Origin of the sequence: Mesorhizobium sp. LNJC394B00 (assembly GCF_000502555.1) — a bacterium.
Classification (GTDB): Bacteria; Pseudomonadota; Alphaproteobacteria; order Rhizobiales; family Rhizobiaceae; genus Mesorhizobium.
Genome location: NZ_AYWH01000007.1, coordinates 58,854 through 80,131, shown reverse-complemented (window position 1 = coordinate 80,131; position 21,278 = coordinate 58,854). Strand labels below are relative to the sequence as shown.

Annotated in this window: 18 protein-coding genes; 10 read left to right on the top strand and 8 right to left on the bottom strand. The window is 62.7% G+C overall.

Going from position 1 to position 21,278, the window contains the following annotated elements; all coding sequences use genetic code 11:
- Positions 1–109 precede the first annotated feature (109 nt).
- A complete protein-coding gene (epmA, locus tag X751_RS143105; RefSeq protein ID WP_023745485.1) occupies positions 110–1,156 on the bottom strand; it encodes an EF-P lysine aminoacylase EpmA in 1,047 nt (348 codons plus the stop codon).
- 129 nt (positions 1,157–1,285) lie between these two features.
- Between epmA and efp the strand changes: the two genes are divergently transcribed.
- The 3 genes from efp to X751_RS143120 all read left to right on the top strand — a co-directional run bounded on the left by efp (position 1,286) and on the right by X751_RS143120 (position 4,269).
- A complete protein-coding gene (gene efp, locus X751_RS143110) occupies positions 1,286–1,855 on the top strand; it encodes an elongation factor P (RefSeq protein WP_023682947.1) in 570 nt (189 codons plus the stop codon).
- Positions 1,856–1,926: 71 nt separating this feature from the next.
- Positions 1,927–3,387: a phospholipase D-like domain-containing protein gene (locus X751_RS143115; RefSeq protein WP_023697668.1), complete on the top strand. Its 1,461-nt coding sequence runs from the start codon at positions 1,927–1,929 to the stop codon at positions 3,385–3,387.
- Positions 3,388–3,468: 81 nt separating this feature from the next.
- The gene (locus tag X751_RS143120) at positions 3,469–4,269 is read left to right on the top strand and encodes an endonuclease/exonuclease/phosphatase family protein (RefSeq protein ID WP_023671569.1); all 801 of its coding nucleotides are present in this window, start codon (positions 3,469–3,471) and stop codon (positions 4,267–4,269) included.
- Between the two features lies 1 nt (position 4,270).
- Here X751_RS143120 and X751_RS143125 read toward each other — a convergent pair whose 3' ends face one another.
- The 5 genes from X751_RS143125 to X751_RS143145 form a co-directional block, all read right to left on the bottom strand.
- Positions 4,271–6,238, bottom strand: coding sequence for a glycoside hydrolase family 127 protein (locus X751_RS143125; protein WP_023747739.1), 1,968 nt, complete (start codon positions 6,236–6,238; stop codon positions 4,271–4,273).
- 38 nt (positions 6,239–6,276) lie between these two features.
- Positions 6,277–7,134, bottom strand: a complete 858-nt coding sequence (locus X751_RS143130) for a carbohydrate ABC transporter permease (RefSeq protein ID WP_023745483.1) — start codon at positions 7,132–7,134, stop codon at positions 6,277–6,279.
- Positions 7,134–8,054 carry a sugar ABC transporter permease gene (locus tag X751_RS143135; RefSeq protein ID WP_023745482.1) on the bottom strand — a complete coding sequence of 307 codons (921 nt, stop codon included), beginning with the start codon at positions 8,052–8,054 and terminating at the stop codon, positions 7,134–7,136. Before X751_RS143135 ends, X751_RS143130 begins: the two co-directional genes overlap by 1 nt.
- Before the next feature lie 123 nt (positions 8,055–8,177).
- Positions 8,178–9,416, bottom strand: coding sequence for a sugar ABC transporter substrate-binding protein (locus tag X751_RS143140; RefSeq protein WP_023712774.1), 1,239 nt, complete (start codon positions 9,414–9,416; stop codon positions 8,178–8,180).
- A gap of 63 nt (positions 9,417–9,479) precedes the next feature.
- The gene (locus tag X751_RS143145; RefSeq protein WP_023745480.1) at positions 9,480–10,538 is read right to left on the bottom strand and encodes a LacI family DNA-binding transcriptional regulator; all 1,059 of its coding nucleotides are present in this window, start codon (positions 10,536–10,538) and stop codon (positions 9,480–9,482) included.
- A 377-nt stretch (positions 10,539–10,915) separates the two neighbouring features.
- Here X751_RS143145 and X751_RS143150 point away from each other — a divergent pair, with 377 nt between their 5' ends.
- Positions 10,916–13,039 (top strand): hypothetical protein, encoded by a 2,124-nt coding sequence (locus tag X751_RS143150; protein WP_031247165.1) that lies wholly within the window; start codon positions 10,916–10,918, stop codon positions 13,037–13,039.
- A gap of 156 nt (positions 13,040–13,195) precedes the next feature.
- Here X751_RS143150 and X751_RS143155 read toward each other — a convergent pair whose 3' ends face one another.
- Positions 13,196–14,668, bottom strand: a complete 1,473-nt coding sequence (locus X751_RS143155; protein ID WP_023745478.1) for a caspase family protein — start codon at positions 14,666–14,668, stop codon at positions 13,196–13,198.
- A 688-nt stretch (positions 14,669–15,356) separates the two neighbouring features.
- The gene (locus X751_RS143160; protein WP_023745477.1) at positions 15,357–16,250 is read right to left on the bottom strand and encodes a LysR family transcriptional regulator; all 894 of its coding nucleotides are present in this window, start codon (positions 16,248–16,250) and stop codon (positions 15,357–15,359) included.
- Positions 16,251–16,391: 141 nt separating this feature from the next.
- On the opposite strand from X751_RS143160, the gene X751_RS143165 reads away from it, so the two are divergent.
- The 6 genes from X751_RS143165 to X751_RS143190 are packed head-to-tail and all read left to right on the top strand — an operon-like array spanning position 16,392 to position 21,211.
- Positions 16,392–17,582 carry an MFS transporter gene (locus X751_RS143165; RefSeq protein WP_023745476.1) on the top strand — a complete coding sequence of 397 codons (1,191 nt, stop codon included), beginning with the start codon at positions 16,392–16,394 and terminating at the stop codon, positions 17,580–17,582.
- A complete protein-coding gene (locus tag X751_RS143170; RefSeq protein ID WP_023734245.1) occupies positions 17,579–18,049 on the top strand; it encodes a cyclophilin-like fold protein in 471 nt (156 codons plus the stop codon). The genes X751_RS143165 and X751_RS143170 overlap by 4 nt, the downstream gene beginning before the upstream one ends.
- 19 nt (positions 18,050–18,068) lie before the next feature.
- Positions 18,069–18,464, top strand: coding sequence for a cupin domain-containing protein (locus X751_RS143175; RefSeq protein ID WP_023682960.1), 396 nt, complete (start codon positions 18,069–18,071; stop codon positions 18,462–18,464).
- A gap of 25 nt (positions 18,465–18,489) precedes the next feature.
- Positions 18,490–19,506 carry a zinc-dependent alcohol dehydrogenase family protein gene (locus X751_RS143180; RefSeq protein WP_023745475.1) on the top strand — a complete coding sequence of 339 codons (1,017 nt, stop codon included), beginning with the start codon at positions 18,490–18,492 and terminating at the stop codon, positions 19,504–19,506.
- Between the two features lie 58 nt (positions 19,507–19,564).
- The gene (locus X751_RS143185) at positions 19,565–19,999 is read left to right on the top strand and encodes a lipocalin-like domain-containing protein (RefSeq protein WP_245265809.1); all 435 of its coding nucleotides are present in this window, start codon (positions 19,565–19,567) and stop codon (positions 19,997–19,999) included.
- Between the two features lie 30 nt (positions 20,000–20,029).
- The gene (locus X751_RS143190) at positions 20,030–21,211 is read left to right on the top strand and encodes an arabinose transporter (protein WP_031247164.1); all 1,182 of its coding nucleotides are present in this window, start codon (positions 20,030–20,032) and stop codon (positions 21,209–21,211) included.
- Positions 21,212–21,278: the final 67 nt, after the last annotated feature.

Below are 21,278 nucleotides of genomic sequence, written 5' to 3'. Positions count from 1 at the left end.
CAATTGTCCCGCTGCGGCATAGCGCCCAAGCGGCCCGCAAAGCCATCCGCGGCGGCGCCACAGACGCGCGGCTTGACCGGTTTGTGAGTTTAACCGAGGCCGATTTCCGTCAAGGAGTGGCGACCGGCGTCCAGATCACGTCATCGATCCTCGTCGCGCCCGTTGCCAGCATCACCAGCCGGTCGAAGCCAAGCGCCGAGCCGCTGGCTTGCGGCATGATGGCGAGGGCGGCGAGAAAATCCTCATCCAGCGGATAGCGCTCGCCATAGACGCGCTCCTTCTCGTCCATCTCGGCGGCAAAGCGCCGGCGCTGCTCGGCCGGATCGGTCAGTTCGCCAAAAGCATTGGCGAGCTCGACGCCGCAGCAATAGAGCTCGAAGCGCTCGGCCACGCGCTGGTCCTCCGCGCTCGGCCGGGCCAAGGCGGCCTCGGAGATCGGATAGCCATAGAGGATTGTGGCCCGCCCCTGCCCCAGCATCGGTTCGACCTTTTCCACCATCACGCGGCTGAACAAATCGGCCCAGTTGTCATCGTCGGCCGTGCGCAGGCCGGCCTTGACCAGAGCATCATGAAGTGCGGCGCGGTCTGTGCCGCCATCGGCAGAAACGGTGGCAAGAAGATCGATGCCGGCGTAACGCGCAAAAGCTTCCGCCACGCTCACGCGTTCCGGCTCGGCAAACGGATCGGCCTCGCGGCCGCGAAAGCGGAAGGTTTTGGCGCCGGCCCGCTCAGCCGCGAGCTTCAGCAGTTCGGCGCAATCAGCCATCAGGCTCTCATAGGTTTCGCCGACTCGGTACCATTCGAGCATGGTGAACTCCGGGTGATGCAAAGGACCGCGCTCGCGGTTGCGCCAGACGGCGCCCAGGCTGAAGATGCGCCGTTCGCCGGCGGCAAGCAGCTTCTTGCAGGCGAATTCCGGTGAGGTGTGGAGGTAAAGCGGCCGGCGCGCACCGTCGGCGCCGATAGCCTCGGTGGCAAAGGCGGAGAGATGCGCCTCATTGCCCGGTGATATCTGCAGCGCCGCCGTCTCGACCTCGATGAAGTCGCGCTCGCCAAACCAGCTGCGCATTGCGGCAGCTATGGCGTTACGCGCCATCAGCCGCGGCCGGCGGTCGGCGTGAACATCCGGCGTCCACCAGGGCGAAGCGCCAGTCATGGGTTTGCCGGGCAACGGAATTGCTGACAGGGCTGGCGGTTCGGGCCAAGATGCGCTACGGCGACGGCTCTCGCAGCCGATTTGCGCCGAACGATCGTTTCAGGCCAACGAAGTCTAGGATTGAAAACCGTGGTGAAGGTCATCGCCAGTTCGCTCCGTAAAGGCAATGTCGTCGACAAGGACGGCAAGCTTTACGTGATCCTCTTTGCCGAAAACATCCACCCTGGCAAGGGTACGCCGGTCACCCAGCTCGACATGCGCCGCATCTCCGACGGGGTGAAGGTTTCGGAGCGCTACCGCACCACCGAGCAGGTCGAGCGCGCCTATGTCGAGGAGCGCGAGCACACCTTCCTCTACGCCGACGCCGAGGGGTATCACTTCATGAACCCGGAAAGCTACGACCAGGTCGCGGTGCCGGAAAGCGTGGTCGGCGACATGGCGCCCTACCTGCTCGAAGGCATGGCGGTGCAGATTTCGCAGTTCAACGGCATCGCCATAGCCCTGGTGCTGCCGCAGCGCGCTACTTTCGAAGTGGTCGAGACGGAGCCGACGACCAAAGGCCAGACGGCGTCCTCGTCATACAAGCCGGCCGTGCTTTCCAACGGCGTGCGCACGCTGGTGCCGCCGCACATCGCGCCGGGTACCCGCGTGGTGGTGATGACGGCCGATGGCGCTTATGTGGAGCGGGCGAAGGACTGAGGCGCGAGCGCCTCCGTCCTGGTTGATCCGTTGCATTGCCTTCTGCGGCCGCTGGCTCGATAGTCCTGCCGATGTGGCAGACCTTTGTGACCTACTGGCCTCTAATCCTTGTGATCATTCCGATGCTGATGGCCGCCATCGGCATCGTCCACGCAATCATGACCAAGGAAGACGTGCGCGCCGCCACCGGCTGGGTCGGCGTGATGATCTTGTCGCCGTTCCTTGGCGCGATTATCTATGCCATTGCCGGCATCAACCGCATCCGCCGCGCCACGATCAGCGCCATGCGGCCCGTCGCCGGTGAAGCCGAGACAGCCAAACACGACCACGACATTGCGCTCGAAACACTCATCTCAGCCGAATTCGGCCAGCGCTTTGCCGGCCTGAAGACGCTAGGCGACAGGGTGGCGCGGCGCGGCCTGCTTTCGGGAAATGCAATCACCATCCTGAGGACCGGCGACGAAGCCTACGCGGCAATGTGCGGGGCGATCGACGGCGCACGGCGCAGCATCCTGCTCGAGACCTACATCTTCGACAATGACGAGATCGGACGACGTTTTGTCGGATCGCTGGCCGGAGCGGTCCGGCGCGGTGTGACGGTTCGCGTGCTGATCGATGCGGTGGGCGTGCGCTATTCCGTGCCCAGCATTCTTGGGACACTCCGGGAAGCCGGCGTCACCGTCGATCTGTTCAACGGCAACATCGTCATGGGCCTGAGACTTCCCTACGCGAATTTGAGGACGCACAGGAAAATCCTGATCGTCGACGGTGTGGTGGCGTTCACGGGAGGCATGAACATCCGCAAGGGATTCTCGGCCGAATTCGCCGGCAGCGCCAGTTCGGCGGATACGCATTTCCAGGTCACGGGGCCCGTCGTGGCCGACCTGTTCGCGGTTGCCGCCGAAGACTGGCGTTTTGCCGGCAACGAGGCCCTCAAGGACGAGGTCTGGCACGTGGAAAAGCCCTCGCCGCCTCCCGGTCAGCCGATCCTGGTGCGGGCGGTAGCGTCGGGGCCGGACGCCAGCATCGAAACCAACCACAAATTGCTGACGGGGGCATTTTCCGTCGCCCGCAAATCGATCCGCATCATGTCGCCCTATTTCCTGCCGGACCGGGAATTTGTCAGCGCGCTGGTCACGGCTGCCCGGCGCGGCGTCGAGATCGACATCGTCGTGCCCGCGGTCAACAATCTCTTCCTGGTCGGCCGCGCCATGACGGCGCAGTACGACCAGGTGCTGAAGCACTATTGCCGCGTCTGGCGTCATGAAGGGTCATTCGACCATTCGAAGCTGTTGTCGGTCGATGGCGTCTGGGCCTATGTCGGCTCTTCCAACCTCGACGCCCGGTCGCTGCGGCTGAATTTCGAAATCGACCTGGAGGTGCTGGATACCGGCTTTGCCGCCGAGATCGAAGGGCGCATCGGAGCGGCAATCGCTTCCGCCAAACCCGTCACACTCGCAACCTTGAAAGCGCGGCCATTTCTCATCCGGGTTTTTGACCGGTTGTTATGGCTGGGATCGCCCTATCTCTAATGCATACCGCCTCGAAGTGGTCCCGGTTGTGAGAGAACGATATGCATAGAACAAAGAATCAGGACATCGAATAGCAGGCCTATGGACATAAACGGACGCAGCCTTCCTGAAACCGTGCTCCTGTCGATCCGCGGCAGGAAAGCGCGCAAGGCGAACGCGACGCCGCGCAAGCACATTGAAGGGGCCCAGATGGTGGTCGCCTCCTACAACGTCCACAAATGCATCGGCACCGACCGCAGGTTCGACCCCGAACGGACCGCTCGCGTCATCCGCGAGATCGGCCCCGACGTCATCGCGCTGCAGGAGGCCGACAACCGCTTCGGCGATCGCGCCGGGCTGCTCGACCTTGCCCGGATCGAACACGAAACAGGGCTTGTGCCGGTGCCGGTTTCCGGAAGCGGCAAGGGCCATGGCTGGCGCGGCAACGTGCTTTTGTTCAAGCGCGGCACCGTGCGCGACGTCCATCAGATCAAGCTTCCGGGACTGGAGCCCCGCGGCGCGCTGGTTGCCGAGATCGACCTCGACGAAACGCGCACTCTGCGCGTCATCGCCGCGCATCTCGGCCTGTTGCGCCGCTCGCGTTCGGAGCAGGCCCGCGTCGTGCTCGACATCATGAGCAACCAGGATGAAAGGCCGACCCTGCTGCTCGGCGACCTCAACGAATGGCGGCTGGGCAACCGCTCGGCGCTCAAGACGCTGCACGCCACCTTTGGTTTCACGCCGGCGGCGGTGCCGACTTTTCCCTCAGGCCTGCCGGTGCTGGCGCTCGACCGGATCATGGCCAACCGGCACGGCATGGTCTCGTCGGTGGAAGCCCATGATACGCCGCTGTCGCGGGTTGCGTCGGATCATTTGCCGCTGACGGCGTTTGTCAGCCTCTAACTCATCCGTCCCGCAGCCAGACCAGCATCTCTCCGGGTTCGCGGTTGTCCCAGGCAAAGTACGGGACAGCGGTGATTTTCGTTTCGCTCACCGCCGGCGGATCGGTGCGATAGAGCCCGGTTTCCCAGTTTTCCTGGACTTCCTTGCTGGCAAGTGCCGAAAGCGTGACGATGCCGCCGAGCAGGTTCGGCTCGGCATGCGCCTCGATTTTTGCCGTTCGCGGCAGAGCGATCCGATGCAACTGGCCGGCATTGTCGGTCTCCTCGACGCAATAGATCAGCGGACCGCGCGCAAGTGCGACGCGGCCGATGTCCTGACGCACCTCCGGATTGGCGAACAGACGGGCGATCGACATTTCGAGATCGAGTTCGACCCGGTCGCCCTGGCGCCACTCGCGCCGGATCGCGGCATAGCCGTCGCTGGTGATGCCGTCCAGATCGACCGCGGCGCCGTTGACCTTGAGCGCCGCCTTGCCGCACCAGGAGGGGACGCGCAGGTGCAAGGTGAACTCGACCGGCGCGTCGGCTTCGATCCGGATAGAGACCGCGCCATCCCAAGGATAATTGCTGGTCTGAATCAGACTGACCGCCCGGTTCGATATGTCGAAGCGCGCGGTGCTGTCGCCGTAGAGATGAACGGCCAGCGCATCATCCGACAGGGAGTAGAAATAGCTGCCGATGGAGGCGACCATGCGGCCGATATTGGGCGGGCAACAGGGGCAGCGATGCCATTTCCAGCGATTGTGCCTGCCCCGGCTCTCCAACGGGTTCTCGTAGAAGAACAGCGAGCCGTCGAGCGACAGGCCGGAGATCGAGCCGTTGTAGAGTGCCCGCTCCATCATGTCGGCGTAGCGGGCGTTGGGACCCATGCCGAGCATGCGGCTGGCCCAGAACACGAGGCCGACCGAGGCACAGGTCTCGGCATAGGCGGTTTCGTTGGGCAGGTCGTAGTCGCTGGTAAAGCCCTCATTGTGCGCCGATGGCCCGAGGCCGCCGGTGATATAGAGGTTTTTGGTGGTGAGATCGTTCCACAGACGGTCGAGCGCTACCCTGAGCGTGTCGTCGCCATATTCGGTGGCGATGTCGGCCATGCCGGAATAGAGGTACATCGCCCTGACCGCATGGCCGACGACCTTGTCCTGCTCGCGCACCGGCTTGTGCGACTGGTTGTACTCATAAGTCTTGAAATGATAGGCCTTCGGGTCGGCGCCGCGCGCACGCGCCTCCTCGTCGAAATAATGCGGCTGTTGCCCGCGCTGGTCGATGAAATACCTGGCCAGGTCCATGTATTTCTGCTCGCCGGTCGCCCGCGCCAGCTTGACCAGCGCCAGCTCGATCTCCTCATGGCCGCAATAGCCCTTCTTCTTGCCCGGCTCCGGGCCGAAGGTGTCGGCGATATGGTCGACATAGCGGCACATGATATCCAGCAGCTTGCGCTTGCCGGTGGCCTGGTAGTAGGCGACCGCGCCTTCGATCAGATGGCCGGCGCAATAGAGCTCGTGGCAATCGCGCAGATTGGTCCAGCGCTTGCCGGGCTGGATGCGCTGGTACCAGCTGGAGAGATAACCGTCTTCCTGCTGCAGTCTGCCGTAGAGGTCGATGACGGCATCGATCTTCGTCTCGAGTGCCGCGTTCTTGCGCCGGTAGAGCGAATAGGCCGCGGTTTCGATGGTCTTGCCCCAATCGGAGTCCCAGAACATCTGCGTCGTCACCGTCGAGCCGGTGAAGCCGGGGCTGGCAGCCTCGTCGGGCGACGGCGAATGGAACGGAATGACGACGCCCGGCGAGGGCCGGTCCGGGTCGATCTGCTCCAGCATGCGCGCCTCGACGCAGCGCTCGTAGAGGATGTCGGCGGTGCGCGACGCCACGGCATCGACACGGTCGCCCCAGAAGCCGCGGACATCGACCTGCGGCACCGGCAGTGGGCGGAAGGCGAGTTTGCCGGGCTTGGCGGATGGTTGAACGGTCATCGTGTCACTCCGTTGGATATTGGTCATTTCACGGCGGGTCATTTCACCGCGCCGGCCATCAGGCCGCGGATGTAGAAGCGCTGCAGCAACAGGAAGAGCACCAGGCACGGCACCATCATCACGGTGACGCCGGCCTGCACGGCGCCCCAGTCGATGGCGCCGAAGCGGCCCGACTGCAGCGCCGTCATCATGATCGGCAGCGTGAATTTGGACTGGTCGGTCATCAGCACGAGTGCGGCCAGGAATTCGTTCCAGGCGCCGAGGAAGGCGAACAGCGCGATGGTGACGATGCCCGGCCAGACCAGCGGCAGCATCACCTTCAGCAGCATGGTGACGTTGTTGGCTCCATCCATGCGCGCGGCTTCCTCGATCTCGCGCGGCACCGCGTCGAAGGCGTTGCGCATCATGAAGATCGAGAACGGCAGTTGCAGCGTGGTGTAGACCAGGACCAGCCCGGTCAGCGTGTTGTGCAGGCCGACCTTGGTCAGCACCAGGAAGATCGGCGTCAGGATCGACTGGAACGGGATCATGATCGTCGACAGGATGACGATGAAGAGCACATCCTTCATGGGAAAGCGGAAGCGCGAAAAGCCGTAGCCGGCGAGCACGCTGACGATCACCGACAGGACCACCGTCATGGAGGCGACGTAGAGGCTGTTTTGCGCCGGCAGCCAGAGGCCGTCGCCAAAGGTGTCGAGCGTGCGGTAGTTCTCGACCGAGAAGCCTGTCGTCGGCCATGGCGGCAGCGGCGGCTGGCGCGCCTCCTGCGCCGGCTTGAAGGTCGACAGCACGGCCCAGACGATCGGCGCGATGAACAGCACTGAGGCGATCATGCCGGTCGAATGCTCGGCGATCCTGAGCCAGAGGCGGCTGCTGCGGCTTCTTGCCTGCGCCATCAGTCGATGCCCTCCGGCTTGCGCAGCAGCCACAGCTGAACCAGGCTGAGCGCCACCAATATGGCCAGCAGGATCATCGACAAAGCGGCGCCATAGCCGAGCTTGAACGAGACGAAGGACTGGTTGAAGATCCAGTAGACGGCGGTCAGCGTCTGGTTGCGCGGGCCGCCGCGCAGGATGATGTAGAACTGGTCGAAGGCGAGGATCGAGCCGGCGATCGACAGGATCAGCGCCAGCGCCAGCGTGCGGCGCATCAGCGGCAGGGTGATGGCGCGAAAGCGCGCGAACGGCCCTGCCCCGTCGATCATCGCGGCTTCCTGCAGATCGGTCGGGATCGACTGCAGGCCGGTCATCAGGATGATCATGGTGAAGCCCGCCACCTTCCAGACGACCATGGCGATGATCGACCAGAAGGCCGGCTGGAAGGTCGCCAGCAGGTTGAACTTCTTCGCGGTCAGGCCGAGGTCGTAGGCGGCAGGGCTGAACAGGCCGGAATCGACATTGAGCAGCCACGACCACAGCAGGCTGGCCGAGGCGAAGCCGACGACCGCCGGCATGAAGAAGGATGTCCGGTAAAAGCCGGTCAGCCGCCTGGGCTTTTCGATGAACAGCGCCAGCGGAAAGGCGACGGCGAAGATCACGATGGTGACGATCACGGTGTAGTAGGCGGTGAAGCTCAGCGCGTTCCAGAAACGGTTGTCGCGCAGGATCGCCCGGTAATTGTCGAAACCGATGTAAAAATGCTCGCCCATCAGCGGCCAGTTGTGCAGCGACATCCAGGCCGTCATGCCGAGCGGGATGATGAAGAATACGACGACCAGCGCCACGGCCGGCGCGACATAGAGCAGGCCGATCCACTGCCGGCGGCCGGCACCGACCAGTTTCCTGGCGCGTGGCGGGGTGGTGGTGGTGATGGTCATTTACCCTCCCCCTTGTGGGGAGGGTAAGGAGCGCCGGCCGCCCGTCCAGGGAGACGGACCGGGCGGCCGGATCAGGACCCGCGACGGCAAGGGCGTTGCACCGCCCTCGCCGCCGGCCAGTCCTTATTTCTGCGCCTGGTCGATGATCGACTGCATGGTCTCTTGTGCATTGGCGATGGCGCCATCGACGTCGTCGCCGAAGACGACCTCGTTGATCATCTGCGTCCACGGGCCGTTGGCCGAGTTGATCAGGTCGTTGAACACCACGGAATAGGGTGTGCGGCCCTTGGCCATGGCTTCGGCGGCGATCTGGTAGCGCGGATCGAGATCTTTCAGCGCCTCCTTGGCGATGTCGCCGCGCACCGGCAGGCTGCCGTATTTGGCCAGGATGGTCTGGCCTTCGAGCGAATAGGCGAAGTCGAGAAACTCCTTCACCACGGCGAGCTTCTTGGTGCCCTTGGTGACGACGAAATTGTCGCCGCCGGCAAACGAAGACCAGCCGCTGTCCTTGCCCGGCAGGAAGGTGACGCCATAATCGATATCCGGATACTGCGTGTTGAGCGCGCCGATGGCGAAGGCGCCGGACGGTGAAATGCCGATATTGCCGGTGGCGAAGGCGGCAAAGAAGTTGGCGCCGGTGTCGGTCTGCGCGCCGGCCGGCACCAGATCCTTCTTGACCATCGAGCGGTAGAGGTCGATGGCGCCGCGCAGCTGCGGGCTGTCCAGCGTCGCCTTCGAGCCGTCCTCGGAGAGGATGTCGCCGCCCGAGGCCCACACCAGCGGCGTGAAGGTGAAGATATTGCAGCCGCCGCAATTGCCGGAGAAATAAAAGCCCTTGATGTCGCCGCCAAGCGCATTGACCTTCTCGGCATCGGCCTCGATCTCGGCCCAGTTGGCCGGCCCCTTGTCGGGATCGAGACCCGCCTGCTTGAACAATTTCTTGTTCCAGATCAGCACCGAGGCATCGGCCGAGAACGGCAGCCCGTAAATGTGGTCCTTGTAGGTGCCGGTCTTGACATGCGCCGGCGACAGGCTGGCGAAATAAGGCAGCGATTTCGCCCAATCGGTGATGTCCTCGAGCTGGCCGGCGGCGGCAAAGGACGGCGTGTAGATCAGGTCGAGCGACAGCGCGTCGGGCGCCGTGCCGCCGGCGGCGGCGGCGCCATATTTCGGGATGATCTCGGCATTGGGAATGATGTCGAGCTTAACCTGGTTCTCATGGCCCTTGTTGAAGGCATCGACGATGCGCGGCATGAAGTTCGAGCCGTCGGCGCGAACCCAGATGTTGGCGGTGTCGGCGGCCATTGCAGGCAAGGCAATGATGCTCGCGGCGAGCGCGAACCCGGTAATCATGGTCTTCATGGTTTTCCTCCTCATGGTTTTCTTCTCCTCCCTGTTGCGCCGCAGATCGCGCCGCGCGTTCTCCTAGCCGCCCAATGGACGGCCGCATGACTGACGCACCACCAGCCGGCACGGCAGTTTTCGAATGCCCGGCGCGGCGGGTTGGCCGCCGACGAGCGAAAGCAGTGTGAGGCCGGCCTCGCGGCCGAGCGCTGCCAGGTTCATGTCGACCGAGGACAGCGGCGGGCGGGTCGCCTCGGCCACGATCTCCCAATTGTCGAAGCCGATGACGCCGACATCATCAGGCACGCCTAAGCCGCGCTCGCGCAGCGCATCGATGACGCCGCGCGCGATCTGGTCGTTGCCGCAGAACACCGCATCGGGTTTCTCTCCCTTCTTGTTGAAGAGCGTTGGGCCGTCGAACAGCTTTCCGACGGCGTCGTGCCCCCAGGCTTCCGACCACGAGCCGAGCAAGGGCTCTGTCACCGGCAGGCCGTGCTCGGCCAGCACATCGCGAAAAGCCTGTGCCCGCTCATTCACCACGGCAAAACTGGCGGGACCGCTGACATGGGCGATGCGGCGCCGCCCGAGGCGGCAAAAATGCTCGACCGCCAGCCGCGCTCCGCCGGCATCGTCGGAGACGAAGGCGACGGCGCCGGGATCGGGCTGGCTGAAGGCGTAGATCACGGGCACGCCGAGATTGGCGAGGTCGACCGGCAAATGGCGGTCGATGCGCTTGCCGCTGGCGATGATGCCGTCGATGCGCTTGTCCAGCATCGCCTCGACATGCAGCTGCGCCAGCCGCGGGTCGTCCTCGACATTGCACATGAACACCGAGACACCGGCATCGACCAGCGCGTCCGAAATGCCCGACATGACCGGCAGTGAAAAGCGGCCATAGGTATCGTTGGTCAACAGGCCGACGGTGAAGGAGCGCCGCCGCAGCAGGCTCTGCGCCAGGCTGTTGGGGCGAAAGCCGAGCCGCTGCGCCGTCTCGCGAATGCGCTGCCGCGTCTCGGCGGTCATCCGCCCCTGCCCGTTCAGCGCCTTGGAGGCCGTGGCCACACTGACGCCAGCCATCGCCGCGACTTCACGCAGGGTGACGGGTTGCTTGGCGGGTGCTGGCGAGGTGTCGGAGGGCATTGGTCGGGTGTCGGTCCTCAATCTGGGAAAAGGTTTTCTCTTACTGGGCTGTGGTGTGTCGATGTGGGTGGGTGGTGGATGCTGCGAGGTTTTGGGAAAACGTTTTCTCAGCGAGATTAGGATGAGAATTTAGAGATGGCAAGGGGGTGGCGGGGTGGCGAATCGATCAACATGGTTGTTCTGACCGTTTTGCGCTAGAAGCGGTCATTGACGAGCAGTATTCTGAAGTCGCCTTTGGGCCGTTTCCGGAAATGGCGGCTTAGGCCAAGCCGTGCAAAAGTAGATTTTGCCATCACGCTATAGGACGGCGTCGAGTGCCCTTGACTTCGAGGCCACGACCCCGTCACGGTCGCGGAAGGCTTCCAACGGATTAGATGATGACGCTAGACATTCGCGGAAGCCTGAAGAACACCAAGCTCAGCTCCAACCGGTACGTGGTAGTAGAGGAGTTGATCTCGAATTCGATTGACGCCTTCCTGATTCGACGGAGCATTGATCCCACCGACGCAAGTCTTCGAGTTACTCTATCCGTCAATCTCTTCGCGACTGACCTGCTGAAGCAAGAGATCGACCTTTCCATTTCCTGCACGGACAATGGCTGCGGCATGGGGGACGAGCAAACGAACGCATTCCTCACAAAGGATACGTCCTACAAGGACGATCTCGCGATCGCGGGGATCGGAAAATGCAAGGGATCAGGTCGAATCCAGTTTTTCCATCACTTCGCGAGCGTCGGCATTAGGAGCACCTACCGCGAAGGCGAGCGCGTGCTTCAGCGGACGCTTCTTCCCACGGACGGGCGGAAGAAGCTCGAACTCGACAACTTCGCGATTGCGGAGGGTGTCATCAACGACATTGGCACCACGATTACCCTGTCTGGATTGAAGTTTTCGACGCGCGAGCGCGTCTACGCAATCGACACGATTACTAGCACCTTCTCTGCGGCAAACATTAGGCGACACATCCTCATGGCCTTCCTGCAGAGACTGGTGAGCCTGAAGACTGAATTGGGCGACTTCGAGATGGTCTTCAGGACCACCTCCCCCGACGGCGTCGAGGAGACGGAAACTCTGCGCGCACGCGACCTGCCCCCCGTTTCGAATGTCCGCGCGGTGGAGGTAGAGGAGTGCGACCCACGGACCGGCCAGGCGCTGGGGCGCTCCGAAAGCTTTCAGCTTTCCCATTACAAACTGGACGCGGCGCAGTATGACCTTCCACGAAACGCCATCTCACTCTGCGCGAAATCATCACCGGCCAAGGACATCACGTCGCGCTATCTCCGGACCAAGACCGAGCAGAACAGCGCAGTGAGCGGGTTTCACCACATCGTCCTCATTGAAGGTGCGCTGCTAGACCGGCGCGTGAACGAGCAGCGTGACGACTTCGAAGGCATTCCCGAAGAGCTTCCCACGGAGGACATGTTCACCAACGAAACCGTGTCCTACGCCGCGCTATACGAACAGATCGACCCGATTATCGACCAATTCGTCACGCCTAAGGGCTGGAGCCGCGACGATGTCATCGCTCATGCAGCAGAAAAGTTCGGCGTGTCGCCACCGATGCTGACCGACACCGACACGCGGGTGGTCTATGGCGACACAGCCAAGTCCGTCGCGGAGCGCGTCCTGAAGAAGTATCAGGACCGCATCATCGCCGACACGGCGGAGATCTTTGACCTGAAGGACGAGATCGCACGGGCCGAACCTCACTCAGCTGACTTCCGCCAGAAGGTCCACGAGTTGTCGTGGCGCTACACTTCGTCGCTCAAGACCTTCGACATGGCCAATTTGTCCCAGCTCGTGGTTCGTCGCGCGGCAATCGTCGAAATCTTGTCGCTTGCCTGCGACAAGAGGCTCGACGTGCAAACCGGAGTTGTGGGGCGGCGCGAGGACGAGCGCATCATTCACAGCATCTTCTTTCCTATGAGGAAGGACAGCAGCGAGGTGTCAGACCACGATATCTGGCTGCTGAGCGAAGAATACCAATACTACGACTACATTGCCTCGGATAAACTGCTTTCGCAGATCGAGTGGTCCGATGCCGAAAAACTTTTCGAGGATGGCATAGACGAGGATTTCGAGCGGATACTGACGGAGAGGACTGACGCAAATGGAGCGCTGCGGCCGGACATCGCGATCTTTAGCAAAGAGGGCTCGGCGATCATCGTCGAGTTCAAGGCGCCGGGAGTCAGCATGGACGAGCATATCGGTGATCTATCCGAGTATGCTCATCTCTTAGCTGCGAAGTCGAAGGGTCGGCTGAAGAAATTCTACGGCTACCTCATAGGCGACACTGTCAACCGACTTAGGATGACCGGCTACACCCGATTTCCGACCGGCAAAGGCTATTTCCGGTCCAGCCCTTTACAAGACCCGGAAAACGATCGGGTTCTCGGCGAGCTTTACGAGGAGATGCTGTTTTTCGAGGATGTGGTTGATCGCGCTCGCAAGCGGATCAGCGTCTACAAAGACCGGCTCAACATCGACCTCACGAAACGCTGACTGGCGAGGAACGGCCGATTGAGGCACATACCCTGCCGGCAGCCCTGTGGGCCGGAGGCCGAATGGCAGTTTCGGGCACTGAATTCTAAAGAAGAGACTTTTTTCAGGACGGCGCGCATGGCAATCAAACCTCGTCGACATTGCCGCCTCTAACAATCACGAGCGGGCAGTGCCCGGCCGGTGAACGTCAAACCCGTACGGGAACTTAAGCGTGTCCAGGCCCTTCATCGGCTTGTTGTAGACGATCTTTAGCAAGCGCTTAGGCACAAGCATCTGCCCGACGAGATCGTCCTCAAAGCGTTCGCGATCGCACCTCCGATAAACTAGGTTGTCATCATCATCATCATCGACATCGAATACATCGTCTTCTCTTAGAAGATAGTTCCTGCCACCGACAAAAACTCCGGTCACCTGCGCCTGGCTATCAACATGAACATCGACGGTGACCTTCTGGCTCTTCCCTGGTAGAGCGAAGTAGTCACGCGCGTGGGATGAAAGAGCGCCGGCGATAAAGTCGAAGCTGTCTTTAAACTCCGGAAATTGCTCCAATTCGAACGCCTCGCTGAAATAGTTCGCCTTGGGCCGCCTGCGGAGTTCGCCATCGGAATCGAAAAAAATTTCAAACAAGATACCATCGAGCAAGGCCTTGCGCTTTGCTGCCTTCATTCCTCTCGTACGGTCTCGGAAGTTTCGAACCCAATCTACTGCCGCATTCGCTGATCCGCTGGCAGCTTGCAAAATGTTGCGACCGAGGACGAACAGGCTATCAGCGCTAGCACCATCAAGCTGGTCCACTTTGACGGCCTCAAGGGCAGGATTCTGTGTGTACCAGTTTTGGCTCTTAAGAGCGCGAACGACCCTATGCGAGCGCTTGCTTTCATCGAGCACAAACGTGCTGTCCTTAATAGCGCTGGCGCTATAGTTTTCGATGCTAGCTGCGGCGCTAAGGTTGAAATAGAACTCGCCAGCCAAAGAGGTGTGCTCCCACGAGATTTGCTTCTGTTTGGTGGCGGCTCCCAACGTATTGCGCACACGTTTGAACATGGCTTCGACGGGCAAATCCGGTTCCTCGATGTGCTTAAGCAAGGCACCGGTGTAGCGACCATTCCGACCGACGCCGTCGCCGGATAGCTGACCTGGCGAAGTTGCGAACGCGACCAAGGTTCCGCGCGGCGCATAGACCGGAGCCAATCCCCGCGAGGAGCTACGCCATTTTCGCTCGAAAGGATTCTCCCGACATGCGTCAAGGATGACAATGCTAGTCCGAGTGGCACCGCCTTTGGGCTCCATACGACTCAGCACCTCGTTCAGCGAGAGAGCTCCGCTTTCGATATCCGTCTTGTCGTCGGCTTCGGTATCCTTTGCGATTAGGTAGTTAACCCCATCGACCTCTACACCATGGCCCGCAAAGAAGAAGACGGACACCGCTCCGCCGTTATCCGAAACCTTTTCGAACGCCTTGATCGCTTTCTTCATTTCTTTGTAGGTGGCATTTAGTAACTTGGTGACACTGAACCCGCCATTGGCGAGCACTTCAGCAATATCATCGGCATCGTTGGTTGGGTTCTTCAGGTTATTGCCGTCATCGTATTTGGCGTTTCCTACAACGAGTGCATTCAGTCTTGGCATAGGCGCGCCCCTGATTTTTCCGATCCCCGGCGGGGACCAGCACAAAGCGTGTGCCTTATAGTGCTATGCACCTGAAAGCTAAAGTCTGTTTGCAAGACCACCCGAATGCTTTCGGGTTGGTTGCAAGGGTGCCAGGCGGCGCCTTGTCGGCGAAGCCTCCGCCAAGGCGCCAAATGAAAGGCGCTCATCAGCAAATACATCGGCACCATGCCGCTGAGTGGCCAAGCGCCCTGCCCGTTCATGCAGAGCACATCGCCCTTGAAAACACAGGTCAGCAGCGCTATCAGCGCGAAAGTCGGCGCTACCGCCAGAGGACAGCATCGCCAGTGCCGTCCGCATGAGCCCTCCCCCGCAAGGGCCAACAAGCGGCCGGCCAGCATCCCCCCAGACACACTCCAGAAACAAAATTCAACAGTTCGGAAAAACCGGCGAAAAGATCGGGTGGCATAAGCTTCCCGNCAGACACACTCCAGAAACAAAATTCAACAGTTCGGAAAAACCGGCGAAAAGATCGGGTGGCATAAGCTTCCCGGTCGGGATTCCGGTTCTTCCTTTTTGGAAGCCCTCCACCAACAAAATCGCAGCGGCGGCGCAGCGCCTGCTCCAGCGGCGGCATGAACAGCCGGGCAATGCCCAGGTAGAACCTGCCAATTACCAAGCTCAGCTTCATGATCCAAACAGTCTCGGGTCAGATGCGATGGCGGAGCGCGTCGATGATCACCGCCATCGCAGGGGAGAGCTGTCGCCTGCTCGGATAGTAGAGGTGATAGCCCGCAAATGGCGGGCTCCAGTCGTCGAGCACGAGCCTGAGGCGTCCGTCGGCGATGTGGTGGCTGACGAGGTTTTCCGGGACATAGGCGATCCCGAAACCGCTTGTCGCAGCCTCGATCATGGGAATGGACGAGTTGAAGGTGAGCTGGCCTTCCACCCGCACACGAAGGTCGCGGCCATCCCTGGCGAATTCCCAGGCATACAATCCGCCGAACGTCGCCTGCCGCATATTGATGCAGTCGTGATCGACCAGGTCCTGGGGCGCGGTCGGAACCGGATGGCGGGAAAAGTAGTCCGGCGAAGCCACGGCCACGAGCCTCCAATCCGGCCCGATGCGCACTGCGATCATATCCCTGTCGATGCTCTCGCCAAGCCGCACGCCTGCGTCGAAGCGCTCCTCCACAATGTTCTTCATGCCGTTGTCGCTGTAGAGCTCGACGCGCACGTCGGGATTGTCGTTGAGCAAGGGCTCGAGCTTCGGCCAGACGGTCGTCTGGAGCGCATGGTCGGACAGGGTGATGCGGACCGTTCCGGAGGGCTTGTCGCGAAACGCCACCAGGCTTGCAAGGTCGGATTCGATTTCCTCGAAGCGGGGAACGAGAGATTGGAATAGTCGCTCGCCGGCCTCGGTCGGAGAGACGCTCCGCGTCGTACGCGTCAGCAGGCGGACGCCAAGGCGAGCTTCAAGCTCCTTGATTGTCGAACTCAGGGTCGACTGCGAGGTTCCGAGCTTTGCCGCCGCCCTGGTGAAACTGCGCTCCCTGGCGACCGCCACGAACCAGAGCAGATCCTTCATGCCGTCGCGCTGCATAGGGCACCTCCCGCCGGACATTCATATCATGAGCAGATAAGTCCATGCGGATTACTTAGTCTACTTAAATGGGTTCCCCTGCAATATCTTCTGGCAGCGACGGCGGCTGATCCGTCCGGCCGCTTTGCCAGGATGCCAATCATGGAAACCACATACGACACAAGGCTTGTTGAAAACCGCGCCGCATGGGGCGCGGTGTTGTCGATGGCGCTGTGTGTTTTCGTGCTCATCGCGTCGGAATTCATGCCGATCAGCCTGCTGTCGCCGCTAGCGGCCGATCTCGGCATCACCGAGGGCCGCGCGGGACAGGCGATCTCGATTTCGGGCGCTTTCGCCGTGGTGACCAGCCTGCTGGTCGCCGGCCTCACGCGCCACATCGACCGCCGACTGGTCGTGACCGGCTTCACCCTCCTCCTCATCGTGTCCGGTCTGGCTGTCACCTTCGCGCCGAACTACGCGTTGCTCATGGTCGGCCGGGCGCTGCTCGGCATCGCGATCGGCGGGTTCTGGTCGATGTCGACCGCGATCGTCATGCGCCTCGTGCCGCAAGACATGGTTCCGAAGGGTCTCGCCATGCTGAACGCCGGCAATGCCATTGCGGCCACCATCGCGGCGCCGCTGGGCAGTTTTCTTGGCGCCTATGTCGGCTGGCGCGGCGCTTTCTTCCTCGTCGTGCCGTTTGGCCTCCTGGCGCTGGCCTGGCAGTGGACAAGCCTGCCGGCGCTGCCGCCGCGCCGCAGGAATCGTGCCGGCAATCCGCTGGCGCTGCTCGGCCGTCTTCCTGTCGCTACCGGCATGGCGTCGATCATGATGCTGTTCATGGGCCAGTTCGCGCTCTTCACCTATCTGCGGCCCTTCCTCGAGAACGTCACGCGGCTCGACATCGCCGCCCTCTCGGCGGTCCTGCTGGCGATGGGGCTGGCCGGGGTGCTCGGCACATGGTGCGTCGGCCGGCTTTTGCGCACGCGTCTGTTCAGCATTCTCACCGTCATCCCGCTGGTCATGGCTGCGCTGGCCGCTGCGCTCATCGCCCTCGGTGCACTCCCGGGTCCCACAGCGCTGCTGCTCGTTGCCTGGGGCTTCTTCGGCATGGCCGCGCCGGTCGGTTGGGGCACGTGGCTCAGCCGAACATTGCCGAACGACGCGGAGGCCGGCGGCGGGTTGCAGGTAGCCGTCATCCAGTTCGCCATCACCGGCGGCGCCGCGATCGGCGGCACGCTGTTCGATACGGTGGGCTGGTGGGGACCGTTCACTCTGGGCGCGGTGCTGCTCTGCGGATCGGCGGTCGCCGCCCTTGCCGCAGCGCATATGGCCCGGAGGTCTTTGCCGTGACGAACGAACATGCGCCGCTCAGCCGCCGGACATTGCTCGGCGCCGCGCTCGCGGCGGCGGCCCTGCCTCGCACAGCCGCCGGCCAGGAAGGCCAATCTCCCGTCAGCCAGGAGCCCACCGACATGAAGATCAGGATGGTTTTCAACGGCCGCACCATGACCGCCACGCTCTACGACAATCCGTCGGCGCACGACTTCTTCTCCATGCTGCCGCTCGACCTCGAAATCGAGGACTACGCCCATAACGAGAAGATCGCCTATCTGCCGCGCAAGCTGACCGAGGAGGGAAGCGGTCCGTTCGCCGACGAGCAGCCCTATGACCTGTGCTATTTCATGCCGTGGGGCAACCTGGCCATGTTCTACGCCGACTACCGCCATCCGGGGCTGATCAGGCTTGGCCGCTTCGACGAGGGCGAGCAGGCCCTGCACATTCGCGGCAAATTCCCGCTTCGCATCGAACGCATTTGAGGACGCAAAGGAGATCACCATGGACATTCTTCGCGCCGGCACCAGGCCTTCCGGCAAGGGACCGCCTGACTGGTTCACCGGAACGGTGCGGATCGATCCGCTCTTCAATCCCTTCGACGCCGAGCGGGTTCAAGGCGCACAGGTGACCTTCGAGCCCGGCGCCCGCACCGCCTGGCACACGCATCCGCTCGGCCAGACGCTGATCGTCGTCTCCGGCCTCGGTCGCGTGCAGCGCGAAGGTGGCCCGGTCGAGGAAATCCATCCGGGCGATGTCGTCTGGTTCGCTCCCGGCGAAAAGCACTGGCACGGCGCGTCGCCTCGGACCGCCATGACCCACATCGCCCTCCAGGAGGTCAAGGACGGCAAGGTCGTGGACTGGCTGGAACATGTCAGCGACGCCGACTACGGCGGCTGATCTTCTCCCCTCGGAAGGAACCAACATGCTTGCAACCGTTCTTCACAAACCGGGCGACATACGCTGCGAGGAAATCGCCGATCCGAAAATCATGCGGCCGACGGACGCCATCATCAAGCTGTCGGCAAGCTGCATCTGCGGCTCGGACCTGTGGCCCTATCGCGGGCTGCAGCCGGTCGCCGGGCCGATGCATATGGGCCACGAATATTGCGGCATCGTCGTCGAGGTCGGCGCAGAGGTGCGCACGGTCCGCCCCGGCCAGTTCGTCGTCGGGTCATTCTGCCTCTCGGACAATACCTGCCCGCATTGCCGCTTCGGCTTCCAGTCGTCTTGCGTGCAGCGCGAGTTCATGTCGGGCGCGAAGGCGCCTTACGCTCGCGTACCCTTGGCCGATGGCACACTGGTCGCCACCGCCGAGGTGCCGCCGGCCGACCTCATCCCTGACCTGCTGGCGGTGTCCGATGTGCTCGGCACCGGCTGGTATGCGGCCGACGCAGCCGAGGTCCGCGAAGGATCGACGGTGGTGGTGGTCGGCGACGGTGCGGTCGGCCTGATGGGCGTGCTTGCGGCCAAGGAGATGGGCGCCGAGCGCATCATCGCCATGAGCCGGCACGCCAGCCGCCAAAAACTCGCCCGCGAGTTCGGCGCCACCGACATCGTCGCTGAGCGCGGCGAGGAAGGCGTGGCCCTCATCAAGGAACTCACCAAGGGCGTCGGCGCGGACTCCGTGCTGGAATGCGTCGGCACGGGAGAATCCTTCGACCAGGCGCTGGCCTGCTCCCGCCCCGGCGGCACCATCGGCTATGTCGGCGTGCCGCACGGCGTGAACTTCGACGGCCAAAAACTATTCTTCGGCCAGAAACGCATGCTGGGCGGCCCGGCGCCGGTGCGCCGCTTCCTGCCCGACCTGATGGACCGTGTGCTGCAAGGTCGGATCAAGCCCGGCAAGGTCTTCGACCTCAAGCTGCCGTTGGCCGAGGTCGCTGAAGGCTATCGCGCCATGGACGAGCGTCGCGCCATCAAGGTCATGCTTTCGGTGTGAGCAGCAATCGGGCGGACGGCCTGTGCGCACCCAAAACTCAGAAGAGGAACAACGACATATGACTATGAGATTAAAGATTGCCGCCCTTGCGCTTGCCCTTTCGGTCGCCACGCCGGCTCTCTCGCAAGAATCCGCGATCATCGGCGCATGGCGCATGATTTCGCTCGAGGCCGGGGCAGAGGGAAACCTCAAGCCCGTGCCATATTTCGGCCAGGTCATCTTCACCGAGGCCGGCACCCTCTCGGTGCAGGCGCAGAACCCCGACCCCAAGGCGCCGGACACGCCTTACACGGCGAATGGCTACGAAGCCTATTACGGGCCGGTCGCCATCAACGACCAGGACAAGACCTTCGTCATCACGATCGAGTCCTCCCTGGTCCGCAACCTTGTCGGCAAGAGCATGAAACGCAAATTCGAGGTCTCGGACAACAAACTGGTCCTCACTCCTGACAACCCGGCCGAAGGCTGGCGCGTGACCTACGAACGCTACTGATCCGAACAGTTGGATTACCGATTGACCAAAATGGCGCGGATATCAGACCGAAATGGCGTCATGGCGGAACTGGCGCCGATCATGGCGGCTGTCTTCGCCGGCTTCCTGCTGATCGGCCTGGCGCTACCCGTCCTGCCGCTGCATCTTCACCAGCAGCTCGGCTTCGGCCCCTTCGCAGTCGGGCTGGTGACGGGCAGCCAGTTCGTCGCCTCGATGCTGTCGCGCATCGGGGCTGGAAACTATGCCGATGGACGCGGCGGCAAGCGCGCCGTCGTCGTCGGCCTCATTGCCGCTGCCCTTGCCGGGCTACTTTACCTCGGCTCGCTGGTATTGCTCGACCGGCCGGTAGCGTCCGCATCGGCCCTGTTCGCCGGACGGGCGGTACTGGGCGCGTCCGAGAGCTTCATCATCACCGGCGGCGTCGCCTGGGGCCTCTCCGTTGCGGGCGGACAGAACTCAGGAAAAGTCATAGCCTGGGTGGGCACGGCGATGTTTGCGGCGCTCGCGCTAGGGGCGCCGGCCGGATCTGCGCTTTATGCAGCGAGCGGTTTCACCGCGATCGCGCTCGCGACAATCGTCCTGCCGCTGGCGACGCTGCTTGCCATCCTGCCGATGCGCGGCACCAGCGCCGTCGCGGGCAGCGGGCCGCAATCATGGAGGAGCGTGGCGAAAGCGGTCTGGCTTCCTGGCGTCGGAGCTGCTTTCAGCAGCCTCGGCTATGGTGCTATTCTGGGCTTCGGCGCCCTGCTCTTCGCCGAGCGGGGCTGGCAGCCGGTATGGCTTCCGTTCACGGCCTATGCCGCGTCGCTGATCGTGGCAAGGCTGTGCTTCGGCCACCTGCCCGACAGGCTTGGGGGCGCACGCGTCGCTGTGATCTTCGTCGCGGTCGAGGCGGCAGGGCTGATGCTGATCTGGCTTGCGACCGGGCCTGTTGTCGCCGCGATCGGAGCGGGCCTGACTGGCCTCGGCTACTCGCTGGTCTATCCCGGCCTCGGCGCCGAGGCCGTAAGCCGTCTTCCGTCGCGCAGCCGCGGCCTGGCCATGGGACTCTACACCGTCTTCCTCGACGTGGCGCTCGGCTTCGGCAGTCCGGCGCTCGGCCTGGTCGCTGCGTCGACCGGGCTGCAATTCGTCTTCTTCGCCGTCGCGGCGGCGACGCTTCCGGCGTTGGGCATCGCTCTGCTGCTGGGTCGCCGTAGCGCTCCATTATAGACAGCTCGCCGGCGCCGTCCGCATGAGGTTCGCTCATAGTCTCTTTCCGGGTCGCCACTGAGGCTGA

What these genes read in the sequence shown, in the direction of transcription:
- X751_RS143190 (WP_031247164.1), top strand. Translation starts at nt 20,030, where the DNA reads ATGGCGCGGATATCAGACCGAAATGGCGTCATGGCGGAACTGGCGCCG.
- X751_RS143165 (WP_023745476.1), top strand. Translation starts at nt 16,392, where the DNA reads ATGGAAACCACATACGACACAAGGCTTGTTGAAAACCGCGCCGCATGG.
- X751_RS143145 (WP_023745480.1), bottom strand. Translation starts at nt 10,538, where the DNA reads ATGCCCTCCGACACCTCGCCAGCACCCGCCAAGCAACCCGTCACCCTG.
- X751_RS143175 (WP_023682960.1), top strand. Translation starts at nt 18,069, where the DNA reads ATGGACATTCTTCGCGCCGGCACCAGGCCTTCCGGCAAGGGACCGCCT.
- X751_RS143150 (WP_031247165.1), top strand. Translation starts at nt 10,916, where the DNA reads ATGACGCTAGACATTCGCGGAAGCCTGAAGAACACCAAGCTCAGCTCC.
- X751_RS143180 (WP_023745475.1), top strand. Translation starts at nt 18,490, where the DNA reads ATGCTTGCAACCGTTCTTCACAAACCGGGCGACATACGCTGCGAGGAA.
- X751_RS143160 (WP_023745477.1), bottom strand. Translation starts at nt 16,250, where the DNA reads ATGCAGCGCGACGGCATGAAGGATCTGCTCTGGTTCGTGGCGGTCGCC.
- X751_RS143115 (WP_023697668.1), top strand. Translation starts at nt 1,927, where the DNA reads ATGTGGCAGACCTTTGTGACCTACTGGCCTCTAATCCTTGTGATCATT.
- X751_RS143120 (WP_023671569.1), top strand. Translation starts at nt 3,469, where the DNA reads ATGGACATAAACGGACGCAGCCTTCCTGAAACCGTGCTCCTGTCGATC.
- X751_RS143130 (WP_023745483.1), bottom strand. Translation starts at nt 7,134, where the DNA reads ATGGCGCAGGCAAGAAGCCGCAGCAGCCGCCTCTGGCTCAGGATCGCC.
- epmA (WP_023745485.1), bottom strand. Translation starts at nt 1,156, where the DNA reads ATGACTGGCGCTTCGCCCTGGTGGACGCCGGATGTTCACGCCGACCGC.
- X751_RS143125 (WP_023747739.1), bottom strand. Translation starts at nt 6,238, where the DNA reads ATGACCGTTCAACCATCCGCCAAGCCCGGCAAACTCGCCTTCCGCCCA.
- X751_RS143155 (WP_023745478.1), bottom strand. Translation starts at nt 14,668, where the DNA reads ATGCCAAGACTGAATGCACTCGTTGTAGGAAACGCCAAATACGATGAC.
- X751_RS143140 (WP_023712774.1), bottom strand. Translation starts at nt 9,416, where the DNA reads ATGAAGACCATGATTACCGGGTTCGCGCTCGCCGCGAGCATCATTGCC.
- X751_RS143135 (WP_023745482.1), bottom strand. Translation starts at nt 8,054, where the DNA reads ATGACCATCACCACCACCACCCCGCCACGCGCCAGGAAACTGGTCGGT.
- X751_RS143185 (WP_245265809.1), top strand. Translation starts at nt 19,565, where the DNA reads ATGACTATGAGATTAAAGATTGCCGCCCTTGCGCTTGCCCTTTCGGTC.